Here is a 21,131-nt window from a genome sequence, read left to right as displayed (position 1 = left end):
AATCCTGCCGGACAAAAGGGACGAACTAGAGCGTTTTCTCGAAGAGAAAGAAGACCCGCTCGATGTAGGCGCCGACCGCGTTGGAGTAGAACGGCACCGGGCCCACCCAGCCGATCTGGGCACTGGCCATGCCGAGCGCGGCCTGGTCGTCAAGGCAGTGGCGCAACAGCACCCCGCCCAGGCCCAGCCCGGTCGCGCTGGGCAGCGTTCCCATCGGCCCGAACCAGCTGGGACGGCAGCCACCCCAAGCGGCGAAAGCGATCGGAAGGCCGTCGCGCAGCGCGAGGTGGACGCCGGCCGCCCGCTGCACCTCGGTTACCCAAGCCGGACCCCATTGCGCGCCAATCATTTCCACCAGTGCGGCCATGTCCTGCTCGCCCGCGCGGCGAACGGTGACGTCGGCGGGCGGTGTGCGCGCCGGGCCCGGCACGGGCAACGGCGCGGTCATGTTCCACGCGGTGCCTGTGCGCGCATAGCCCGCCGCCTCAAGGGCGCAAATGGCTGCCGTGTAACGAACGTCGACACCCGGCCAGACGTAATCGGGCGCGTTGCCGGTCACCTTGAGGCTCTCCAAGCCGCGCTTGCGCGCCTCCTGCTCGACCTCGGCCAGCATTGAGCGGGCCACCCCGCGACGGCGGTGAGCCGGATCCACCAGGAGCAGATCCAAGTGGCCCGCGCTGGGATGCTTGCGGCCCACGCTGAGTAACGCCGCCCCGATCAGGGTGTCGCCCTCGTAGCGGGCAACGGCAGAACCGTTACGGGAGAGCAGAGTCACTATCGACTCGGCCTCCTCGGCGTCTCCGCCTGCGAGCAGGCAGCGCCTGGCCAAATCCGTCAGCAAAGCAAGGTCCACGGCAGGGGAGACTACCCGGCGGCGGCGAGCACCGCGCGCTCGACGTTGATGATGCCCGCGCCGGCGTCTTCCAGATCGCCACAGGTCGGGCTGCCCGACACCGGAGTGGCGGTCTCGCGCAGCAGGGCGAAGCTGCGGTCGAGGTCGCCCACCAACTCCGGGCGCACCGACCAGAGCAGTGCCAGGGCCCCGGCCACGTGCGGGGTGGCCATCGAGGTGCCGTCAAGGACGCCGTAGGTGTTCCCCGGCATCGCCGAGAGCACCTGGGCGCCCGGGGCCGAGGCGTCCGGTTTGCCAGACGCCGGCTGACCGCGGCTGGAGAAACTGGTGACCTCACGATCCTCGTTGACCGCGGCCACCGTGAAGGCAGCCGGATCGGTCGCGGGCGGCGCGTCGATGGAACCGCAGCGGTCGCCCTCATTTCCGGCCGCGGCGACGAAGGCGATGCCAGCGGCGGCAAGGGCATCGGTGGCGGGCCGGGTCAGCTCGATGTCGCAGCCCTCCATCGGCGGGCAACCCCACGAATTCGTGAGCACATGCGGCGCCCGCGCGGGCCGGCCATCGGTGAACGCGTTGCCGCCGATGGCGAACGGCGCAAGCATGAACTGCATGCAGTCCAGATAGAAGGAGGGGCTGCCCATATTGCGGTCCAGGTTCACACAGGCCACCCATTGCGAGCCGGGTGCGACCCCAACACGTTCCTTGCCAACGGCTGTGCCCATGGTGTGGGTACCGTGCCCGCCGTGGTCGACCGGGAAGGTGGTGTGATTCCACGGGTCGTACCAGGAGTCGTCGCCACCCCGGAAGCCCGAGGCGAGCGCGGGATGCTTTCCGTCCACCCCGGAGTCGGAGCTTCCCACCACGATCTGCTGCCCCTGACTTCGCGGCCACACTCCAGGCGCGCCAATCATTTGCAGGTTCCACTCCGGGGCAGCGGGTGGCTGCTTGATATCGCCCACCGTCTGCCCGACCGGCTGCGGCAGCGGGCGCAGGCGCTGGTCGAGCAGAACGCGGTCGACGTCGTCGCGCAGCTCGAGCCAGGCTCGCACCTCCGGCCCGGCGTTGACCAGGATGGCGTTGACCAGATAGTAGGGCTGATAGCTCAGCTTCCAGCGATCCAGCTGCGCGCGCAGCGGCGCCTGGGTGCGGTTGGCGTGCTCGACCAGGCGGCGGTAGACGGCCTCCACGCGCTGGTCTCGTCCGGGACCGAGGCCGGTCGTGGTGGGCAGCCCAGCGAGCGAGGCTTGTTCTTTCATCACCACAAAAAGCTGGTCGCCGTAGAAGCCGGGCTGGCCCGCGACGGCGTAGACCGCGCCGGCCCCGAGCGCCACCACCACGGCCGTGCCGATCGCGAGCGGGCGGCGGGCCGCCTCGAGCGGACGCGACGCCAGCCCATAGCCCAGGCCGAAAACGAGCCCCACCGACCAGGCGATGGCGGAAGCGGTAAAGGCCCAGAACGGGATGTCGCGCTCGAGCAGAAAGAAGTTGACCTCGACCGGGTCGACGAAAGCCAGCGGGCCGAAGGCGGCGATGCCCACCAGCGCTCCCGTGCTGCGCAGCGCCGCGGCGGCGAAGCCGAGCGGCGGAAGCACAAGCAGCATAAGGATTTGGACGCCGTTGCCACCCGCCCCGGCGCCGATCAGAGCCAGCGCCACGCCGGCGGCGAGCCCGCCCAGCCAGATCCGGCGGGCCCGGCTCGGCTCGAAGACGTCGAAGAAGACTGTGTCCAAAGTGGAGCTTGCCAGGCCGCCGACGGCGATCGCGGCGAGCACCGCGAGCAGGGTGTCGGTGACGCCGCCCAGGGCGCCCACCCAGAGGAAGGGGACCAGGACGATCAGTCCGGCCACGACACCCCACCACGAGAAGCGGGCCCGCCGCCGGAAGACCAGGTAGCCGATGCCCGCCCAGGCCGCCAGAGCGAACAGGTACCACTCGTTTTCCGTGCCGGGGATGGCACGCAGACCCGTCCCCAGCCCGAGCGCGCCGGACCCGATGGCCCAGGCCCGCCCGCACTCGCGTACCGCTGGAAGCCGCGGGATGAGGGCGAGCGCCAGCGCCGGGCCACCGGCGAACAGCATCGCCACCAGACCGATCACCGGCCAGCTGAACCCGGGCATCTCGAGCCCGAGCGCGAGCATGACCTGGCTGAACAACCAGCCACCGTATTGGCTGAAGGCAGCCACGACTACGAGCCACAGGCCGGTGAGGACGGCCGCGACGATCGCCCCGGTGTGGGAGTCGGCTCTGGGCGGAGGAGCCACTGGCGGTGTCACCCTCGCAAGGTACCGTGGGCAGGTGCGCAATCGCAGCGAGTCCCGGTACGCGGCAGGCGCCCTGTCCCCGCAGCGGCGATTAGCCGACCTGCAGCGACTCCGGCAAGAGACCTTTGACGTGCTCGTAGTCGGTGGTGGGGTCACCGGAGCCGGGGCGGCGCTCGACGCCGCGTCGCGCGGGCTGAAGGTGGCCCTGGTGGAGGGGGCCGATCTGGCCAGCGGCACCTCATCGCGATCGTCCAAACTCATCCATGGCGGCCTGCGCTACCTGGAGCAGATGGAGTTCCCGCTCGTGCACGAGGCGCTTCGTGAGCGCGGTCTGCTTGCGACACTGCTTGCGCCGCACTTGGTGCGCCCGATCCCGTTTCTCGCGCCGCTGCCGCAGGAAGGTCTGCTCAGCAAGGTCTGGCGGCGCTTCTATTACGGCACCGGGCTGGTGCTCTACGACGCTTTCGCCGGCACGGCCGGCCACCGCGGCATGCCGAGGCATCGGCACCTGACCGCGGCGGGGGCGAGACGGCTCTTCCCCTCGCTGCGCGAGGCCACCGTGGCGGGGGCCATCCGCTATTACGACGGTCAGGTCGACGATGCTCGATTCGTGGTGACGCTGGCGCGCACGGCGGCGAGCCTCGGCGCGGCCGTGGTCACCGGGGTCCGCGCGATCGGTCTCGTCCGCGAGGCCCGCGAGGTCACCGGCATGGTGGTGCGCGACGGCGAGGAGGAGTTCACGGTCCGGGCGAAGACGGTCATCGCCGCGACCGGGGTGTGGAGCAGCGACGTGTCCTCGTGGCTGCCCGATGCCAAGGTGGGGTTGCGGGTGCGGGCCTCCAAGGGCGTGCATCTGGTGGTGCCACGGTCCGCGATTACGGGCGAGGTCGGGCTGATTTTGCGTACCCCCAAATCGGTTTTGTTCGTCATCCCTTGGGGCGGGCATTGGATTATCGGCACCACCGACACCGAGTGGGCGCTTGATCGCTCGCACCCGGCGGCGTCGGCCAAGGACATCCAATATCTGCTCGATCAGGTAAACGAGGTGCTGGAGCGCCCGCTCACCACCGCTGACATCGAGGGTGTCTACGCCGGGCTTCGCCCGCTGCTGTCCGGCGAGGAGGAGAGCACCTCGGCGCTGTCGCGTGAGCATGCCGTGGTCGAGCCGCTGCTCGGGCTGTTGCTGGTGGCCGGTGGCAAGTTCACCACCTATCGGGTGATGGCCGAGGACGTGGTCGACCGGGCCGCCCGCCGCCTGCCCGGCACCAGGCCGAGTGCCACCGATGAGCTTCCTTTGCTTGGTGCAGACGGGTTTGCCTCGCTTTGGCGCGACCGCGCCGACCTCGCCCGCAAGCACGGCGTGAGTGTGGGTGTCATCGAGCATCTGCTGGAGCGCTACGGCGCGCTGACCACCGAGCTGCTCACGCTCATCGATGAGCGGCCCGAGCTTGCCGACGCGCTGCCGGGCGCCCCGGAATATGTGGCGGCCGAAGTCGTCTACGCGGCCCGTGCCGAGGGGGCCCGCCATCTGGTCGACGTGCTCGCCCGGCGCACCAGGATCTCGATGGAGACCTCCCATCGCGGGGTGGAAACAGCGCGCCAGGCCGCCCAGCTCATGGCGGCCGAGCTGGGCTGGTCCCGGTCCACCACCGAGGAGGAGATCAAGGCCTATCTCGACCGGGTCGACGCCGAACGCGAGTCACAGCGCATGCCCGACGACCTGACCGCCGATGCAGCCCGCACGGCTGTAACTCCTGCTCCTGCTAAAGCAAGTCGCCGCTAGCGTCTTCCCTCGCGATCTTGAAGCCGAAAGAGCGTGGCTTCAAGATCGCTCAGTCCAGAGACCAGCGGCAGCGCTAGAACTCCTGCTCCTGCTAAAGCGGCAATACCTTTCCGGGGTTGAGCAGGTTCGCTGGATCCAGGGCGGTCTTGATCGCCCGTTGCACGTCGAGGCCGACCGGGCCTAGCTCGGTGGCGAGCCAGTCGCGCTTGAGCAGGCCCACGCCGTGTTCGCCGGTGCACGTTCCGCCCAGCGCCAGGCCGCATTCCATGATCTCGTCGAAGACCCGGTGGCCCGCCGCGACACTGTCCGGATCGTCGCGGTTCACAACGATGTTCGGATGCAGGTTGCCGTCGCCCGCGTGACCCACCACCCCAACGGTGACACCGTGTTTGGCGGCTATCAGCTCGATGGAGTCGAGCAGCTCCGCCAGCCGGGTACGGGGCACGGCAATGTCATCGATGATCAGACCGCCGTGCTCATAGGTCTCCATCGCCAGTTTCTCCATCGCCGGATGCGCCCTTCGCCTGGCCTGCAACAGCTCGGCCGCCTCGGTCGCGTCGGTGGCCTGCCATACCTCGCCCGAGCCCGCGTCGCGGCACAGCTGCGCTATCGCGTCCAGGTCTTCGGTGCGGTCGGCCGCCGCCAGTAGGAGCGCCTTTGCCTGCGTGTTCAACCCCATCGGCTGGTACCGCTCAATGGCCGCCAGATGCACCTGGTCCAGCAGTTCGAGCAGGGCCGGGGCCAGCCCGGCCGTGAAGATGCGGTTGACGGCGTCGCCTGCCGACGCCGTGTTCGGGAAGACAGCGACCAGCGTGAGCGGGTCGGCGATGGCCGGCCGCAGCGCCACGGTGATCTCGGTGATGATGCCGAGGGTTCCTTCCGAGCCGACGAAGAGCCGGGTCAGGTCGTAACCGGCGACGCCTTTGGGCGTGCGCCGGCCGGTGCGCAGCACCCGGCCATCAGCTAGCACCACCTCAAGGCCCAGCACGTACTCGGTGGTCACGCCGTACTTCACGCAACACATCCCACCCGCGTTGGTGGCCACGTTGCCCCCGATGGTGCTGGTCTCCCACGACCCCGGATCCGGTGGGTAGCGCAGCCCCACCTGGGCGACGGCCCGGCTCAGCGCCGCGTTGACCACCCCCGGCTGCACCACCGCGATCCGGTTGGACCGATCCACCTCGACGATCCTGTCCATGTTCACCATCGACACGATCAGACAGCCGTCCACAGCGTTCGCCCCACCCGCGAGCCCTGTCCGCGCCCCCTGCGCCACCACCGGAACCCCGTGCTGCGCCGCCCATTTGACCACTGCCACCACCTCATCGGTCGTGGTCGGCCGGACCACCGCTAGCGGCTGCCCCGCTTCACAGAGGTCGGCCTCGTCGCGTCGGTAAGAGGTGAGCAGATCAGGATCGGTGAGAGCGCCGGGAAGCCCGTCAAGGATGGTCACCTTTCGCACGCTAGCGTGGAGGCGTGATCTACGTCGACCACCCGAGGTGGCCCGCCCACGGCCGGCTCTGGTCTCACCTGGTCAGCGACGTCTCCTTCGCGGAGCTCCACGCCTTCGCGGAACTGCTAGGCGCCCCCAAACGCGCCTTCGACCGAGACCACTACGACATCCCCGCCGAGCGCTTCGCCGCAGCGCGCTGGCTCGGGGCCACCCTGATCACCACCAAGGAGATAGCGATCCGCCTCCAACAATCCGGCCTCCGCCGCCCCAAACACCTGTCTTAACCCACGCTCGCGGGGCCCTGCGTATGCTCCCGCAAAACTGTGGGTTAGGAGCGTCGCGCGAAGCGCGTTTGAGCTGGTGGCAGACGGTCGTCAAGGCAGGTGATGCCCCTGCCCTTTTCCTGGGTACCGGACCATCGCTCGTTGTGCGAAGAACAAGCCAGCGCTCGTGTCCGGTTCAAAGCCCAGCGACTCAAAAGACCGCGTCAATTGTTCTGCCTCAGATCCCCAAAGACTGGCAGACCTCAGCTCCAGGGTCACACGTGCGCACTCCGCCCATGTACAGATTTCGGTCATCACACGTCGAGTTTTGGAAAATTCGGCCGCCGACAATTCGTCGATAGCCACGTGCTCCCCGCGAGCCATCATCTTGAGGTGCACTTGGTGCAGTAGGCCCGCCCACAGCATGAAGTCGCAAATGATCAGGTCGCGAGTGATTCGATCGAGATGCCTCCACGTCCGGCAGCTGCAGGGCTGTGCCGCACTTTGGTTCGAGACCACCAACCGGAGATGGCGCGCGGTCATGCCGTACTCCCTACCGGAAAACGCGCAGGAGTAGTTGATGCTCCTCGACCTCGACCAACTCGCCGGGTCTGACGCTGTTGCCCCGCACGAGCACGCATTGGATAAGGCCTTCGTCATGCGCCGCCACAATGCGGCCGACCGCATCTGAGCGATCGAGGACGCTGAGCGCCACGAGGTCGCCAAAGCTGACGAGTTCGTCCGCCCGCGTTGTCCACACACTCATCGCCACCACCCCACGCCTGTATCGAAGGGACGCTTTGGCAACTGCTCTGAATCCCGATCGCTACACGGAATTGCCGATGGCTCGGTCGCCCATCCGAGCCTCACCATCGAATCTCGCAGCACCTGTACGACGGTCGTTGAGTTGTTCCATGACGGCGTTGTCGTCTGTGGGCGTTTCATGGCAGCTCCGATCAGCCTCGAGGCCGGTCCTGCGCCGGCCGCATGAGATTCGACGAGTTGAGCGAGGCCACCGGCCGGGTGACATCATGCGTGGGTGCGAGCCTGGCGTGACCGTCGTGGCTGGTGGCCTCAGGTGATATCGAGAACCGGTCGGGCCAATAGGTCCCAAATGGTTTGAGGCTTGGCATCCCGCTTCGATATCGCCACCACTCTTGTAGGTCGCTGGCGGTCATAGCGACGACCGTCACCAGCCGATATAGAGACATAGTCATGACATTGAGATGACTTTTCCGCCGATGTGCTTCCCGGCTCTCGTGCGCCGAACGATGCCGCTTTACCGTGGTGGTCATGGATCGGCCGTTGCCGCGAACGCTTCTCGAGCAGCTCGTTCGTCGCAGCCGTCGAACGATCGAGGAGAACTGCTCCGCGTTTGAGCACACCGGCAGAGAGCAGGGCGAGAAGGTCACGCTGTCTCCCCGCCACCTCTCGCGCTGGATGGCGGGAAAGGTGGCTAGTGCGCGACCCGTGGCGCAGCGGGTGGCTGCGCTGCACTGGGGCTATGCCTTCGAGATGCTGGTTGGCCAGCCGCTGAGCGAGGCGGAGCTGAGACTAGCGCGTGGCGAGGCAGAGCCAACAATCACCTACGCTCGGCCACAGCTCACCGGGGAGTCGGCACTGGACTCAGTCGAGCTTCTACGCCGAGCGCTTCACGACGCCATAAGCATCGGAAATGTTAGTGAGGCTGGATTGGACGAGTGGGAACTCACTGTTCATACCCACGGACAAGCGACTCGTTTCCGGCCCGCGGCCCTGATGTTGGCCGAGCTGGCAACGGACTTCGCCGATCTGCAGCGGCTGTTGGAGCGTCGCCATTCAGCGTTGGCCCTGAGGCGACTTACCCGGACTGCGGCTCAAATGGCCGGGCTGATGTTCCTGACCCTCATCAAGCTCGATGAGCCATTGGCTGCTCGGAATTGGGCCCGTACTGCTCGCGTGGCCGCAGATGAAGCGGGAGACATAGCTACCCGCTCATGGGTGCACGCTCAAGAGGCCTACGTTCACTACTACGCGGGCAATCTGGCCGAGGCGGTGGCGGTGGCGCGCCACGCCCAGGCGATCGCGGGCCGGATGATCTGTGTCGGTCTACCGCTCGCGGCAGCACTTGAGGCCAGGGTGCATGGTGTGTTGGGTCGCAGGCAGGAGGCGAAGGTGGCGCTGGATAAGGCGGAGGCAACTGTCGCTGTGCTCGATCTGGATGCCCGGATGCCCTCGGCCTTTGGATATAACGAGGCGCAACTGCGTTTCCACGCTGGCAACACCTACACCCACCTGAATGACACCGAACTGGCCCTCGCCGCCCAGCGGGAAGCGCTCACGCTCTATCCAGAACGTGACTACCTCGATCGTGCGCTGGTCCGCTTGGACGGCGCCGCGTGCCTTGCTTATGACGGAGAGCTGGACCAGGCAATGCAGGCGGCCGCAGGTGCCCTGCTCGACCTGACCGAGGAGCAGCGCTGCGGTCTGGCCTGGCTGCGGGCACGCGAGATATGGCAATCGCTGCCGACCCGCCATCAGGTCGCACCCGCTGCCCGCGAACTGCGCGATCTACTCATGTTGATGTCAAAGGGAGGCGAACCGAAGTGATCGTCGTAGTCGATGCCCAACGAGGGGATGCTCGGGCCATCGCGGACCTCATGGAGGAGCTCGACCGGTTTTACGGTGGTACCGAGTTCGAGCCCGTCGATGAACGAGAGCGGCAGATCACCGAAATGCTGTTCCGAGAGCACCCGGCTGCCTACGTCATCCTGGCCAAGGACAGCGGTTGGGTGGTAGGGATGGCGGCCTATTCGTTTCTCTGGCCGGCCGTGGGGCTGACACAGTCCTTGTATCTCAAGGAGTTGTACGTCTCGGAAGCCGCAAGGCGCAAAGGCGTAGCGACGCTGTTGATGAACCGGTTGATCGAGATTGCCACCGAGAGCGGCTGCCGCCGTGTGGAGTGGACCGCCGATGCCGACAACCAGCTGGCGCTCGGCTTCTATCGCGGGATGGGATATCCCGAGAACCGAGGAAAGGTCATGTTCAGGCTGGCGGAGATTTGAGCTAGGTTCGCGTCATGAGGTGGGCGCTGGGATTTGTGATCTTGGCTTTGCTCACGGGGGGTTGTGACAGGGTGGTGCCGCGGCCGGGGGTTAGCCCGAGTGGGCCGGAGCCGAGTCCTAGTCCGTCGGTGGTGAACTGTTTTGGGACGCCGAGCGGGGCGGCGCCGTCACGCGGGTGGGTCTTCTGTGAGCGTGGCGAGTTCTCGGGCGAGGTTGGCGCGGGCTGATTCTTCGCGCTCGGGGTGCAGGCGGAACAGGGCCGGTAGCTCGAGCAGGTTGGAGAGGACGGCGGCGCGGCCGATGCGCCACAACTCCGGCGGGACATGAGCGTATTCGGCGCGGACTGCGTCTACATAGGACTGATAGTCGGGCCATGGGGTGGCGAGGATTGCCAGATCGGCGTCGGCGAGTAGCTGGCCGCGGTGGTCGGAGTCGTCGGGCGCGTGGCCGGCTGTCATCAGTACCAAGTGATAGGCCTTGAAAATGGTCTCGGAGGGCAGGCCGCAGCGGGAGAGCAAGCTGGCAAGCAGCTGGGCGCTGCGCTCCTCGTTGGCCGGCGATCGGGGATCGTAGATGGCGTCGTGGCCCCAGGCGGCGAGCGCGGCGATGGGATCGTGGGAGACCTCGTCAAGCACGGCCCGCAGGTGGGCCGGATTGTGGTAGCTGCGATGCGGCTCGGACCAGCGGGCTGTCAGCTCGGCGGCTACGGCTCGCAAGGCGATATCGGTGGCGGTGGCGCCCGCCTGGCGGGCCGAGTCTACGAATCGCGCTTCCAGGGACATGCCGCAAGGTTACGTTTGGCGCTATGACGGCCGAACCGGGCCGGGTCGGCGGTTCGCTGTCCACGGTGATCACTCAGCGTTCCAAGGACACGCTGCGCGATCGGGTGCACCGGGTGCGGCTCGCCGCGGGGTGGGCTGTTCAGGCGGCGGTCGCGGCGGGGCTGGCCTGGTTTGTGGCCCACCATGTGCTGGGTCATACCCTGCCCTTCTTCGCCCCGGTCGCGGCGATGGTGGTGCTCGCGGTGTCGATCGGGCAACGGCTGCGGCGCGCCTTCGAGATTGTGGTCGGCAACGCCGTCGGCATTCTGCTCGGGGAAGCGCTGATCGTGACGATCGGCAGCGGGTGGTGGCAGATCTCGCTGGTGGTATGGCTGGCCATCCTGTTGGCCGTGTTCGTTGGTGGGTCGGGGCCGTTGGTGACTCAGGCTGCCACCTCGGCAACGCTCGTGGCGACGTTGACTCCGTTTCAAAGCGACTACTTCTTCAGCCGGTTCGTCGACGCCGTCGTGGGCGGAACGGTCGGGGTCGCGGTGATGGCGCTGTTGCTGCCACTCAATCCGTTGACCGTGGTGAAACGTGCGGCCGGGCCGGTGCTGGAGGCGCTGGCGAAAGGGCTCAAGGAGACGGCAGAAGCGCTGGAGCGCAGGGATTCCGCGCTGGCGACCGAAGCGCTGGAAGGGCTTCGCGGGGCCGAGACGAAACTGCGTGCCTTCAACGATTCGCTGAACGCGGGGCGGGAGATCTCGATGGTCGCGCCGCTGCGCTGGGGCAAGCGGGGGGCGCTTGCCCAATACCTTGAGTCCTACAACCATGTGGCGCGGGCGCTGCGCAACACGCGGGTGCTGGTGCGGCGCGGGTTGTCGATGGTCAGCGACGACGAGCACACCCCACCAAGCCTGATCGTGGCCGTCGGCGCGCTCGCGGAATCGGTGACCCACCTGAAGCGGGAGCTGGCGGAGGGCACGGAGCCAGTACGGGCGCGAGAGGCCGCGCTCGAAGCGGTGCGCGCCTGTGCTGAGGCCTACCATAAAGGCCTCGGCTTTTCCGGAAGCGTAGTCGCGGCGCAGATCCGTTCCACCGCAAGCGATCTGATCAGCGCGACAGGGCTGACTCCAGAAGAAGCGCATCGTGCGGTGCGTTCAGTTCGGCTGCCAGGGCGTGAATGAGGGCGTCGACGTCGGCCTCGGTGGTGCCCAGGCCGATGCTCGCCCGCAACGCCGTCGCGGGAACGCCTTCCCACCCGGCCCGCACACTTGCCTCGCCCAACAGCCGGCGGGCCAACGGATGGGCGCAGAAAAGCCCATCGCGCACACCGATCTGATATTTCTGGCCGAGGATCTCGGCGATCTGGGCCGAGTCCCTTCCCTTGACCGCGAAGGAGACCACGCCTATCCGCCGGGCATCCCGGCCGAACATGCGCAGCTCCTCCAGGCCGGCTATTTCGGACAGTCCTTCGCGTAGCCGGGCGAGCAGCCGTTGCTCCCTGTCGAAGAGCGCCTGCCTGTCCGCCGCGTCGAGGGTCGCGCAGACCTTCGCCAAGGCAACGGCGCCAAGCAGATTCGGGGTTCCGGCCTCATGCCGGGCCGGGCCGGTCGCCCACCGGACGTCATGGGTGGCATCGCCCACCCGGGCCGTGGCCCCACCGCCCTTGGTGAGCGGCACCGCGGCGTCAAGCCAGTCGCTTCGCCCGACAAGCACCCCGGTCCCGAAGGGCGCGTAGAGCTTGTGGCCGGACAGGGCCAGGTAATCGATTCCCAGAGCGGACAGGTCGATCGGAACGTGCGGCGCCAGTTGCGCGGCGTCGACGGCTATCCGGGCGCCATGGCGGTGCGCGATCTGGGCCAGCTCGGCGATCGGCCAGATCTCGCCTGTGACGTTGCTCGCTCCGGTCACGCTGACCAGCACGTCGGTCTGGAAGTTCACGGCCAGGGCCTGGCCGAGCGAGCGGATCGCCTCGCCCGGCGATGACGGCACCGGCAGGCGGACCGGATAGTGCCAGGGCAACAGGTTGGCGTGGTGCTCCCCACCGAAGGTGATCACGGTGGTGCCCCTTGGGAGGCAGTGGGCCAGCAGGTTCAGCGCATCGGTGGTGTTGCGGGTGAAGATGACGTGGTCTTCGGCCCGCGCTCCGACGAAATCGCCGATGGTCTGCCTGGCCTGCTCGTACTCGCGGGTGCACCGCTGTGACAGCGCTCCTGCGCCGCGATGGATTGAGCCGTACCAGGGAAGAAGCTCATTGACCGCATCGGCCGCCGCCTTGAGACAGGGTGCGGTCGCGGCATAGTCGAGATTGACAAAGCCAGGTATTCCCAGCAAAGACAGGTCGGTGGAAGACACCAAGCACCTCCGCGCTTGCGCCCGGCGCGACCGTCGCGCCTGGAGCCCGGTCATCACCCGGGGCACCCCACCGCGGCGGAGGGTTGCCGGCCAGCAAGCCGGGGCTTATCTGCTGGCACTCGTGACCTATCGGCGAGCATAACGGGTGTCGTTCGGCTTCGGTAGGCTGCGCGCATGGAGTACCTCACAGCGCCCGAGGGCCCGGCCCAGCCGCCGGCGGTGAAACAGCAGCGGCAGTTCCCGCGCTGGGTCCTGCTGACCGGCGCCATCGTGGTGATCGGCGGCGCTGCGGTGGCCATGCTGGTGACGCTCGGTTTCAACCTGGGCCCGCGCGGCCTGGCGGTGGGTCTGGTCGCGGCCGTGCTGCCGGTTCCCGTTCTGGTGGCTTGCTTTTTGTGGCTCGACCGATACGAGCCCGAGCCGGTGACCTATCTCCTGTTCGCCTTCGCCTGGGGCGCGGCGCCGGCGACGTTCGCCGCCTACCACGTCAACACCTTCGCGGCCAGTTACCTCGATCTTCCCGATTCGGTGGTGGGAGTGCTGGTGGCGCCCTTCATCGAGGAGCTGATGAAGGCGCTCGGGCCGCTGCTGATCCTATGGACGCGTCGCCGCGCCATCTCCGGCTTCACCGACGGCATTGTCTACTGTGGACTGTCCGGGGTCGGCTTCGCGATGGTGGAAAACATCCTTTACCTCGGCGGGCACGCCTTCAACGCCGGCTACGAGCAGTACGGGCCCGCGTCGGGGACGGCGCTGGTGTTCGGGTTGTTCATCGCCCGCATCTTCATGTCCGGCTTCGCCCACCCGCTGTTCACCTCGATGACGGGCATAGGCATCGGCTTCGCCGCCCGTTCGGCCAGTGGCTGGGTGCGGGCGCTTGCGCCTATCCCGGGTCTGATCCTCGCCATGATGCTGCACGGCGCGTGGAACCTCATGGCGATCATGAGTGCGAGCCGCAGTCCCTACATCTTCCTCTACGGCTACGTCGCGGTGATGGTGCCGGTGTTCCTCACCATGCTCGGCATAGCCCTGTGGGTCCGTGCCCACGAGGGGCGGCTCACGCTCAAGGTGTTGCCGCCCTATGCCCGAGCGGGGTGGTTCACGCCGCCCGAGGTGGCCGCGCTGGGCACGCTCGGAAGGCGGCACGCCGCGCGGGTGTGGGCCAAACGCGTCGCAGGCGACTTGGGCAAATCGGCCATGCGTGACTTCCAGTTCGCCGCGACCCGGCTCGCGCTGGTGAGAGACCGGATGGACAGAGGCCTCGACGACCACGGCCCGCAGCTGGAGACGAGCCTCGCCGAGGAACGCGAGCTGCTCGACTCGATGACCCGCTCACGGCAGGTGTTCGCCGGGCAGGATCCGCAGATGCCGTCCGCCCGCTGGGACGGCCAGGGATACACGATGGCCTTCCCCGACGGCGTGGCCCGCCGGGTCCCCGCGCCGCCGGAGCCGGTCGTCCCGCTGCCTATCCAGCTGTCGCCGATGGCACATCCCTACTAACGTGTGGTGGGTCGAGATCGGAAAGGAGGCGGCGAGTGGGTCGGTTCGAGCAGGTCAGAGCTAACATTCGGCGCGCCTACGAGGCAGGCCGAGCTCAGGTCCGCGCCAAGCGTGAGGCAAACGATCAGCTCGACGAGCCGACGCCGCCGGCTCCGGCCCAGGTTCAGGTCCCGCCGAGCGTCTCGCACAGCTCTACCAGCAGTTTCGACGACTCGTTCGTCTCCCGGCCGCTGCGCATTGGGGCGGCTTGGGGCTGGCGATTCATCGTCCTCGCGGTGGTGCTCTGGGGCCTGCTGAGGGTCGTCGGCCTGCTCACCGTCGTGATCATCCCGCTGGTCATCGCCCTGCTGCTGGCGGCCTTGCTCGGGCCGGCGGTCGGGCGGTTGCGCAAGGCACGCGTGCACGGCTCGCTCGCCACCGCGATCGTGCTCATCGGTGGGATAGCGGCAGTGGTGGGCACGCTGACCCTGGTGGTCAACGCCTTCATCGACGGTCTGCCCAAGCTCACCCAGAACGCCAGCGAGGGCTTGACCAAAATCCAGGACTGGCTCAAACGAGGTCCGCTGCACCTGACAGATCTTCAGCTGAGCAAGGCGGTCGACCAGCTCCAGGAATTGGTCAGCGCCAACCAGGACACGTTGACGACCGGTGTCATCCGCACCGCGTCGACGGCGCTGGAGATTCTCAGCGGCATGTTCCTGGTGATCTTCGCGCTCTTCTTCTTCATGCGCGACGGCCGCCAGATCTGGAAGTTCAGTCTCAACTTCGTGCCCGGTCCGGCCCGTGAGCCGCTCGACCGGGCGGGTGTGGCGGCCTGGCGGTCGCTCACCTCCTACGTAAGGGCGACCGTTCTGGTGGCCTTTATCGACGCGGTGGGCATCGGCATCGCGCTCTGGGTGCTCAACGTGCCGCTGGCCTTGCCGCTTGCCGCCCTGGTCTTCCTCACCGCGTTCATCCCGATCATCGGTGCCACCCTGTCGGGCGCGGTTGCTGTTCTGGTCGCGCTGGTGACCAACGACGTGGTCACCGCCTTGTTGGTGCTCGCTGCGGTGATCGCCGTGCAGCAGATCGAGGGTCACCTGCTCCAGCCATTGATCATGGGCCGGGCGGTGGCCATCCATCCGCTCGCCGTGATCGTGTCCATCGCCGGCGGCCTTGTGCTGGGTGGAATTGTGGGCGCGCTCATCTCGGTGCCGCTGATCGCGATCCTCAACACCGGCGTCCGGGTGCTTGCCCAGTCTCCGCCACCTGAGGTGGAGGACAGTATCGAGGCGGCCGAGGCGACACCCTAGGCAACGGCGTCGTGGGCGCTGACCCGCGCTATTGTGACGCCGTGACCACCACCGACTCCGTCGCCGGCCTGCCCATTCGGTTGCTACACGACCGGGTCCTGGTCAAAACGGAAGCCTCCGAGGGGGAACGAAGGTCGTCGACCGGGCTGGTCATTCCCGCGACGGCCTCGATGGGGACGAGGCTGAGCTGGGCCACGGCCGTCGGAGTGGGCCCACATGTGCGGTCGATCCAGATCGGCGACCGGGTGCTCTTCGACCCCGAGGAACGCTCCGAGGTAGAGCTGCACGGCGAGTCTTATGTGCTGCTTCGCGAGCGCGACGTGCACGCGGTGGCCGCCTCCCGGGTGGAGACCGACTCGACCGGGCTCTATCTCTAGTCGCTCGCCAGCCGTTTGAGCGCCCCCAGGACCTTTTCCTGCTTTGTGGTGTACCAAAAGGGCGGCAAGCTGGCCCGAAGAAACGCGCCATAGCCCCGCGCGTTTTCCAGCCGCGAGTCGAGCACGGCGACGACCCCGCGGTCGGCGTCGGCGCGGATGAGCCTTCCCACGCCCTGAGCGAGCCGGACAGCGGCAATCGGCACGCTGATGGCAGAGAACCCGGAGCCGCCCGCCGCGTCGACCGCGGCCGAACGCGCGGCCGCCAACGGCTCGTCGGGCCGCGGGAACGGGAGCCGGTCGATCACCACGAGCTGGCAGGCGTCGCCGGGCACGTCGACCCCCTGCCACAGCGACATAACCCCGAATAGGCAACTGTTGCGGTCTTCGCGGAACTTGCGCACCAGAATCGGCAGCGACTCGTCGCCCTGCAACAGCACGGTGAGCTCGGTCTTGTCGCGCACCAGATCGGCCGCCTGCTGGGCTGCGCGGCGCGAGGAGAACAGGCCAAGGGTGCGCCCGCCCAGCGCGTTGACCAGGGCAAGCAGCTCAACCCCGGCCGCGTCGCTCAGCCCCGAGGTGGTGGGGCGCGGCAGGTGCGCCGCGACGTAGAGGATGCCCTGCTTGGGATAGTCGAAAGGGGAGCCCACATCGAGGGTGCGGTAGCCGGCGGGCTCGCCGAGCGACTTGGCGATGGACTCGAACTTGCCGCCGAGGGCGAGCGTGGCCGACGTCGCCACCACCGTGCGCTCGTCGTAGAGCTTCTCGTTGAGCAGTGAGGAGACCGACAGTGGCGCCACCACAAGGGCCCGCCTAGGCTCCTGCTCTATCCAGGCCACGTCGTGGGCCGAATTTTCCAGCAGCCGCTGCGACGTTTTCGACACCTCATCGAGCAGCGCTCGGGCCAGCTGCTTGCGCACCGGGTCTGGGTCGTCGGGCTTGAGCTCGCCGATGGAGCTGAGCGCGGACCTGGTGGCGGCATCGAGAAGCGTGCACGCCTCCCGAAGCATGGGCGGCAAACCCTGAGTCAACCGCCCGGCCGGCACCTCGGCCAGGCCGACGGTCAGCGCGTCGGCACCCTCAAGCAGGCTTTGGAATTGGTCGGAATCGATGAGCGGCTTGGCCGCGCGGGCCGTGCTGTCCACCCCGGACGGTGTCAGCTCCGCCTGGGCCGCGCTGGAGACACGGTCGGCCAACTCGTGGGCCTCGTCAACGATGAGGAGCTTGTGGGGCGGGACGATGTGACGGCCGGCGAGCATGTCGACGGAGAGAAGGGAGTGGTTGGTCACCACGATGTCGGCCTCGCGGGCACGCACCCGCGAAAGCTCAGCGAAGCACTCAGGCCCGTATTGGCACCGGGTGGCGCCCACGCACTCCCGCGCGGGCGTGGAAACCGAACGCCATGCCGTGTCATCCACCCCCGGATCGAGCTCGTCGCGGTCGCCGGTCTCGGTTTTCATTGCCCACTCGCGGATCCGCACGATCTGCTTGCCGAGCTTGCCTGCCTCGCCAAGCCACTTGGTGCGCTCGAAAAGCGCCTCCTCCGGGTCGGGCTCGTCGGCGGTCTCCAGCTTGGCCAGGCACACATAGTGGTGGCGGCCTTTGAGCAACGCGAAAGTGGGCTCCCGCCCGATGAGCGGCGCCACCGCCGCGCTAAGCCGGGGCAGATCCTTCTCGACGAGCTGCGATTGCAGCGCAAGCGTGGCCGTCGAAATCACCACCGGGCCGTCGACCGTCAGCGCCGGGGCAAGGTAGGCCAGCGACTTGCCCGTGCCCGTGCCCGCCTGGACCAGCAGGTGGTCACCGGACTTGACCGCGTCGACGATGGCTTGGGTCATGGCCTCCTGGCCGGGCCTTGCTACGCCGCCGGGGACCGAGGCGACCGCTGCGGCGAGGAGCTGGGCTGCTTCCGGCATGGCGTCGACGCTACAGGTCCGGTGGGACAGCTGCGCCAAAGGGAGAGCTCGCGGCGGAAGCATAGGATGATGGCATGGCCTTGATTAGGGTCGAGATGCGCAAGTTCGACGGCAGTGCCCATCGGGCCATGTGGACCCGGCTGTTCGGGCGCGACCGCTTCGGGACGTGGCTCGGGATCCCCAGCGGAACTGTCACCGATTCGGGCAAGGTTTGGGAGATTCCGGGCGTGTTGCTCGTCCCGCATGTCGGCTGGTTCACCGCCATGTTCAACGCCGCCCCCCGCAACACCTCCGTCTACTGCGACATCACCACCCCGCCCGCCTGGGAGGGCAACCGCGTCGTCATCACCGACCTCGACCTGGATGTGCGCAAGATCCGCGAGACCGGCGAGGTTCAGCTCGTGGATGAGGACGAGTTTCGCGAGCACGCCAGCAAGTTTGGGTACCCGGAGGAGGTCATCCGGCAGGCGAGAGCCTCCGCGGCCGCCTTGCTCGATGCGCTGCACGAAGGCGCCGAGCCCTTCGCCGGGCATTTCCACCGTTGGCTTGCCCTATTCGGCGACACTGCGTTCGGTTCTGCGAGATGATCCTCCTGTGTCCAATGTGCCGGAGTTGCTGAGGGTCGGCACCGGCTTCGCGCTGTCCGCAGTAGACCCCGCCGGCACGCCCGGACTGCCGGAAAAGAAGACCGTGCGCAAGGACCCCAAGACGTGGGCCCGGGAGCAGTTGGTCGATCTCGGCGCGCAGCTCGCCACCCAGCAAGAGATGCTGTTCGCCACCGCCAAGGCCGATCCGAAGGACAAGCGCCGGCTGCTGCTCGTGCTCCAGGCCATGGACTGCGGTGGCAAGGACGGAACAGTCAAGAAGGTGGCGGGCACCATGAACCCGCAGGGCCTGCACATCGTGGGCTTCGGCCCGCCCACCGCCACCGAGCTGCGCCATGACTTTCTCTGGCGGATCCACCGCGCGTTGCCTAAACCTGGGCTCGTGGGGGTATTCAACCGTTCTCACTACGAGGACGTGTTGGTGGTGCGGGTGCGCAAACTGGCTCCGAAGCGGGTATGGCTCAGCCGGTACCCACAAATAAATGACTTTGAACAGGAGCTTGCCGATGCCGGTGTCACCTTGGTGAAGGTGATGCTGCACATATCTTTCGAGGAGCAACAGCGGCGTCTGCTTGAGCGGCTGCGCGATCCGACGAAGTTTTGGAAGTACAGCCCTGCTGACGTGGATAACCGGGCTTATTGGCCCGCCTACCAGGAGGCATACCACGATGCCCTGGCGCATTGCAGCACTGATCTTGCGCCTTGGTACGTTGTGCCGGCAGACCGCAAGTGGTATCGGGACTGGGCTGTGGCCCACCTGATGCTCCACGCGTTCAAAGGCATGAACCTGCAGTATCCGCCCGCGAACTTCGACCCCCAACGCGAACGCCAGCGGATCGAAGAAGGAGTGTCGCAAACGTGAAGTTCTCACTTCGCCCCAGTGAGGGCGCCTTCTACGAGATGTTCAGCAAGGCTGCGCAGAATCTGGTCCGCGGCGCGCAGTTGCTGAGCGAGCTGGCGCTGCCCGGTGCCGACGTGCAGGCGGTCAGCGAGCGGCTAATCGAGGTGGAGCACGACAGCGACCAGATCACCCACGAGCTGTACAACAAGATCAATTCGACTTTCATCACCCCTTTCGACCGTGAGGACATCTACCGCCTGGGATCCGGGCTCGATGACGTCATGGATCATCTCGAGGCCGTGGGCACGCTGGTCTACCTTTACGGCCTGACCAAGCTGCCCATCCTGCCGCGCGAGATGCACGAGCTCGTCGATGTGCTCAACCGTCAGGCCGCCATCACCGCCGAAGCCATGGAACGGCTGCGGATCGGCGCCCCGGGCGTCAAACGTCCCAAGGGTGTGCCCAAGATGAAGGGCCTCAGCGGGCTGAAGGACTACTGGGTCGAAACCAACCGGTTGGAGAACGAAGGCGACAACGCCTACCGGATGCTGCTGGTGCGCATGTTCAGCGGCGAGTACGACGCCCTGACCGTGCTGAAGATGAAGGAGGTCGCCGACGAGCTGGAAGCGGCCTGTGACGCATTCGAGCATGTGGCCAACACCGTCGAAACTATCGCCGTCAAGGAGTCCTGAGTGGACTCACTCCTTGTCGGCGCGATCGCGGTCATCGCGGCCGCGCTCGTCTTCGACTACACCAACGGTTTCCACGACGCCGCAAACGCCATCGCCACCAGTGTTTCCACCCGAGCCCTCACCCCCCGCATCGCGTTGGGCATGGCGGCGATCGGCAACTTCATCGGCGCCCACCTCGGTGCCAAGGTGGCCAAAACCGTTGGCAGCGGCGTAGTTTCGCTGCCGACCGGGTTGACCGCGCTCGGCGTGGTCTTCGCCGGTGTGGTGGGGGCCATCTGCTGGAACCTCATCACTTGGTACTTCGGGCTTCCGTCCTCCTCTTCGCACGCGCTCATCGGCGGGCTGGTCGGGTCGACGCTGTGCGCCACGCTGTTCGGCGTCGATGGCACGGTGCTCTGGAAGGGCATCGTGGACAGCATCGTCATCCCGATGGTGCTCTCGCCGGTGGCCGGTTTCGTGCTAGGTGCCCTGCTCATGCTGGCCGTCATGTGGATTTTCCGGCACGGCCACCCCGGCCGGCTCAACCGAAACTTCCGCGTGGCCCAGTCGTTTTCGGCCGCGGCGATGTCGATCGGCCACGGCATGCAGGACGCCGCCAAAACGATGGGCATCGTCGTCCTGGCCCTCTACACAGCGGGCCTGCAGGACAGTAAAACCCATATTCCAGAATGGGTGTTCTGGTCCTCCGCAACGGTTCTCGCCCTCGGCACCTACGCCGGTGGCTGGCGCATCATCCGCACCCTGGGCCGCCGCATCATCGACCTCGACCCGCCGGCCGGATTCGCGGCCGAAACCGTTGCCTCATCGGTGCTTTTCACGGCCTCCAGCTTCGGCTGGCCCATTTCCACCACGCAAACCATCACCTCCGCGATCATGGGTGTGGGCGCGACCAAGAAACTCTCCGCCGTGCGCTGGGGTGTGGCCGGCAACATCGTCACCGCCTGGGTTCTCACCTTCCCCGGTGCCGCGCTCATCGCGGCAATCGCCTACGTCCTCGCCCGCCCCATCTTCTAGACAGTCGGCCCCCTGATCCAGCAAGCAGCCGCCACCATCGCCAAAGCCCTCGCCTAGCCCAACCCGTCGCATTTTTTGCGCCGCTCCGTTGTGGTCGCTCGCCGCGAGCTCCCGCGCGGCA

Annotated in this window: 19 protein-coding genes and 1 riboswitch; of the genes, 12 read left to right on the top strand and 7 right to left on the bottom strand. The window is 67.2% G+C overall.

Annotated features, from left to right (window positions below; genetic code table 11):
• Positions 1-25: 25 nt before the first annotated feature.
• Together Rhe02_RS41405 and Rhe02_RS41400 are read right to left on the bottom strand one after the other, a co-directional pair.
• A complete protein-coding gene (locus Rhe02_RS41405; RefSeq protein WP_203913989.1) occupies positions 26-853 on the bottom strand; it encodes a GNAT family N-acetyltransferase in 828 nt (275 codons plus the stop codon).
• Positions 854-864: 11 nt separating this feature from the next.
• Entirely contained in the window at positions 865-3,126 is a 2,262-nt protein-coding gene (locus tag Rhe02_RS41400; RefSeq protein ID WP_239124386.1) for a S8 family serine peptidase, read from the bottom strand.
• Positions 3,127-3,148: 22 nt separating this feature from the next.
• Between Rhe02_RS41400 and Rhe02_RS41395 the strand changes: the two genes are divergently transcribed.
• On the top strand, positions 3,149-4,897 hold the full coding sequence (locus Rhe02_RS41395; protein ID WP_203913988.1) for a glycerol-3-phosphate dehydrogenase/oxidase: 1,749 nt from the start codon (positions 3,149-3,151) through the stop codon (positions 4,895-4,897).
• Between the two features lie 91 nt (positions 4,898-4,988).
• Here the strand turns inward: Rhe02_RS41395 and Rhe02_RS41390 are convergent, their stop codons facing one another.
• On the bottom strand, positions 4,989-6,359 hold the full coding sequence (locus Rhe02_RS41390; RefSeq protein ID WP_373320782.1) for an FAD-binding oxidoreductase: 1,371 nt from the start codon (positions 6,357-6,359) through the stop codon (positions 4,989-4,991).
• 14 nt (positions 6,360-6,373) lie between these two features.
• Between Rhe02_RS41390 and Rhe02_RS41385 the strand changes: the two genes are divergently transcribed.
• Entirely contained in the window at positions 6,374-6,634 is a 261-nt protein-coding gene (locus Rhe02_RS41385) for a DUF4031 domain-containing protein (protein ID WP_203913986.1), read from the top strand.
• A 532-nt stretch (positions 6,635-7,166) separates the two neighbouring features.
• Here Rhe02_RS41385 and Rhe02_RS41380 read toward each other — a convergent pair.
• On the bottom strand, positions 7,167-7,379 hold the full coding sequence (locus Rhe02_RS41380; protein ID WP_203913985.1) for a hypothetical protein: 213 nt from the start codon (positions 7,377-7,379) through the stop codon (positions 7,167-7,169).
• 527 nt (positions 7,380-7,906) lie between these two features.
• On the opposite strand from Rhe02_RS41380, the gene Rhe02_RS41375 reads away from it, so the two are divergent.
• Complete coding sequence (locus tag Rhe02_RS41375) at positions 7,907-9,202, top strand: NsdA family TPR-like regulatory protein (RefSeq protein WP_203913984.1); 1,296 nt, start codon at positions 7,907-7,909, stop codon at positions 9,200-9,202.
• Positions 9,199-9,657, top strand: a complete 459-nt coding sequence (locus Rhe02_RS41370) for a GNAT family N-acetyltransferase (protein ID WP_239124385.1) — start codon at positions 9,199-9,201, stop codon at positions 9,655-9,657. The genes Rhe02_RS41375 and Rhe02_RS41370 overlap by 4 nt, the downstream gene beginning before the upstream one ends.
• Before the next feature lie 167 nt (positions 9,658-9,824).
• Here the strand turns inward: Rhe02_RS41370 and Rhe02_RS41365 are convergent, their stop codons facing one another.
• Complete coding sequence (locus Rhe02_RS41365) at positions 9,825-10,439, bottom strand: HD domain-containing protein (protein ID WP_203913983.1); 615 nt, start codon at positions 10,437-10,439, stop codon at positions 9,825-9,827.
• Between the two features lie 23 nt (positions 10,440-10,462).
• Between Rhe02_RS41365 and Rhe02_RS41360 the strand changes: the two genes are divergently transcribed.
• Complete coding sequence (locus Rhe02_RS41360) at positions 10,463-11,605, top strand: FUSC family protein (RefSeq protein ID WP_203913982.1); 1,143 nt, start codon at positions 10,463-10,465, stop codon at positions 11,603-11,605.
• On the opposite strand, the gene Rhe02_RS41355 is transcribed toward Rhe02_RS41360, so the two are convergent.
• A complete protein-coding gene (locus tag Rhe02_RS41355) occupies positions 11,532-12,779 on the bottom strand; it encodes an aminotransferase class V-fold PLP-dependent enzyme (RefSeq protein WP_203913981.1) in 1,248 nt (415 codons plus the stop codon). The two genes, Rhe02_RS41360 and Rhe02_RS41355, sit on opposite strands and share 74 nt — an antisense overlap.
• Positions 12,780-12,782: 3 nt before the next feature.
• Positions 12,783-12,903, bottom strand: a riboswitch (SAM riboswitch).
• Positions 12,904-12,950: 47 nt separating this feature from the next.
• Here Rhe02_RS41355 and Rhe02_RS41350 point away from each other — a divergent pair.
• From Rhe02_RS41350 to Rhe02_RS41340, 3 genes are read left to right on the top strand one after another with little or no spacing between them, the layout of a single operon-like run.
• Positions 12,951-14,276: a PrsW family intramembrane metalloprotease gene (locus tag Rhe02_RS41350; RefSeq protein WP_203913980.1), complete on the top strand. Its 1,326-nt coding sequence runs from the start codon at positions 12,951-12,953 to the stop codon at positions 14,274-14,276.
• A 35-nt stretch (positions 14,277-14,311) separates the two neighbouring features.
• The gene (locus Rhe02_RS41345) at positions 14,312-15,568 is read left to right on the top strand and encodes an AI-2E family transporter (protein ID WP_203913979.1); all 1,257 of its coding nucleotides are present in this window, start codon (positions 14,312-14,314) and stop codon (positions 15,566-15,568) included.
• A 41-nt stretch (positions 15,569-15,609) separates the two neighbouring features.
• Positions 15,610-15,945, top strand: a complete 336-nt coding sequence (locus Rhe02_RS41340) for a GroES family chaperonin (protein ID WP_203913978.1) — start codon at positions 15,610-15,612, stop codon at positions 15,943-15,945.
• On the opposite strand, the gene Rhe02_RS41335 is transcribed toward Rhe02_RS41340, so the two are convergent.
• Complete coding sequence (locus tag Rhe02_RS41335; RefSeq protein ID WP_373320781.1) at positions 15,942-17,921, bottom strand: ATP-dependent DNA helicase; 1,980 nt, start codon at positions 17,919-17,921, stop codon at positions 15,942-15,944. The two genes, Rhe02_RS41340 and Rhe02_RS41335, sit on opposite strands and share 4 nt — an antisense overlap.
• Positions 17,922-17,932: 11 nt before the next feature.
• Between Rhe02_RS41335 and Rhe02_RS41330 the strand changes: the two genes are divergently transcribed.
• The 4 genes from Rhe02_RS41330 to Rhe02_RS41315 are packed head-to-tail and all read left to right on the top strand — an operon-like array spanning position 17,933 to position 21,010.
• Positions 17,933-18,445 carry a DUF402 domain-containing protein gene (locus Rhe02_RS41330; RefSeq protein WP_203913976.1) on the top strand — a complete coding sequence of 171 codons (513 nt, stop codon included), beginning with the start codon at positions 17,933-17,935 and terminating at the stop codon, positions 18,443-18,445.
• Positions 18,446-18,452: 7 nt separating this feature from the next.
• A complete protein-coding gene (locus Rhe02_RS41325; RefSeq protein ID WP_239124383.1) occupies positions 18,453-19,325 on the top strand; it encodes a PPK2 family polyphosphate kinase in 873 nt (290 codons plus the stop codon).
• Entirely contained in the window at positions 19,322-19,996 is a 675-nt protein-coding gene (locus Rhe02_RS41320) for a DUF47 domain-containing protein (RefSeq protein ID WP_203913974.1), read from the top strand. The genes Rhe02_RS41325 and Rhe02_RS41320 overlap by 4 nt, the downstream gene beginning before the upstream one ends.
• Positions 19,997-21,010 (top strand): inorganic phosphate transporter, encoded by a 1,014-nt coding sequence (locus tag Rhe02_RS41315; RefSeq protein WP_203913973.1) that lies wholly within the window; start codon positions 19,997-19,999, stop codon positions 21,008-21,010.
• The last annotated feature ends 121 nt before the right edge of the window (positions 21,011-21,131 follow it).

It is taken from the genome of Rhizocola hellebori, from assembly GCF_016862955.1.
In the GTDB taxonomy this organism is placed as follows: Bacteria; Actinomycetota; Actinomycetes; order Mycobacteriales; family Micromonosporaceae; genus Rhizocola; species Rhizocola hellebori.
This window is presented reverse-complemented; position numbering and strand designations above follow the sequence as displayed.

What these genes read in the sequence shown, in the direction of transcription:
- Rhe02_RS41380 (WP_203913985.1), bottom strand. Translation starts at nt 7,379, where the DNA reads ATGAGTGTGTGGACAACGCGGGCGGACGAACTCGTCAGCTTTGGCGAC.
- Rhe02_RS41375 (WP_203913984.1), top strand. Translation starts at nt 7,907, where the DNA reads ATGGATCGGCCGTTGCCGCGAACGCTTCTCGAGCAGCTCGTTCGTCGC.
- Rhe02_RS41365 (WP_203913983.1), bottom strand. Translation starts at nt 10,439, where the DNA reads ATGTCCCTGGAAGCGCGATTCGTAGACTCGGCCCGCCAGGCGGGCGCC.
- Rhe02_RS41360 (WP_203913982.1), top strand. Translation starts at nt 10,463, where the DNA reads ATGACGGCCGAACCGGGCCGGGTCGGCGGTTCGCTGTCCACGGTGATC.
- Rhe02_RS41350 (WP_203913980.1), top strand. Translation starts at nt 12,951, where the DNA reads ATGGAGTACCTCACAGCGCCCGAGGGCCCGGCCCAGCCGCCGGCGGTG.
- Rhe02_RS41335 (WP_373320781.1), bottom strand. Translation starts at nt 17,921, where the DNA reads ATGCTTCCGCCGCGAGCTCTCCCTTTGGCGCAGCTGTCCCACCGGACC.
- Rhe02_RS41330 (WP_203913976.1), top strand. Translation starts at nt 17,933, where the DNA reads ATGGCCTTGATTAGGGTCGAGATGCGCAAGTTCGACGGCAGTGCCCAT.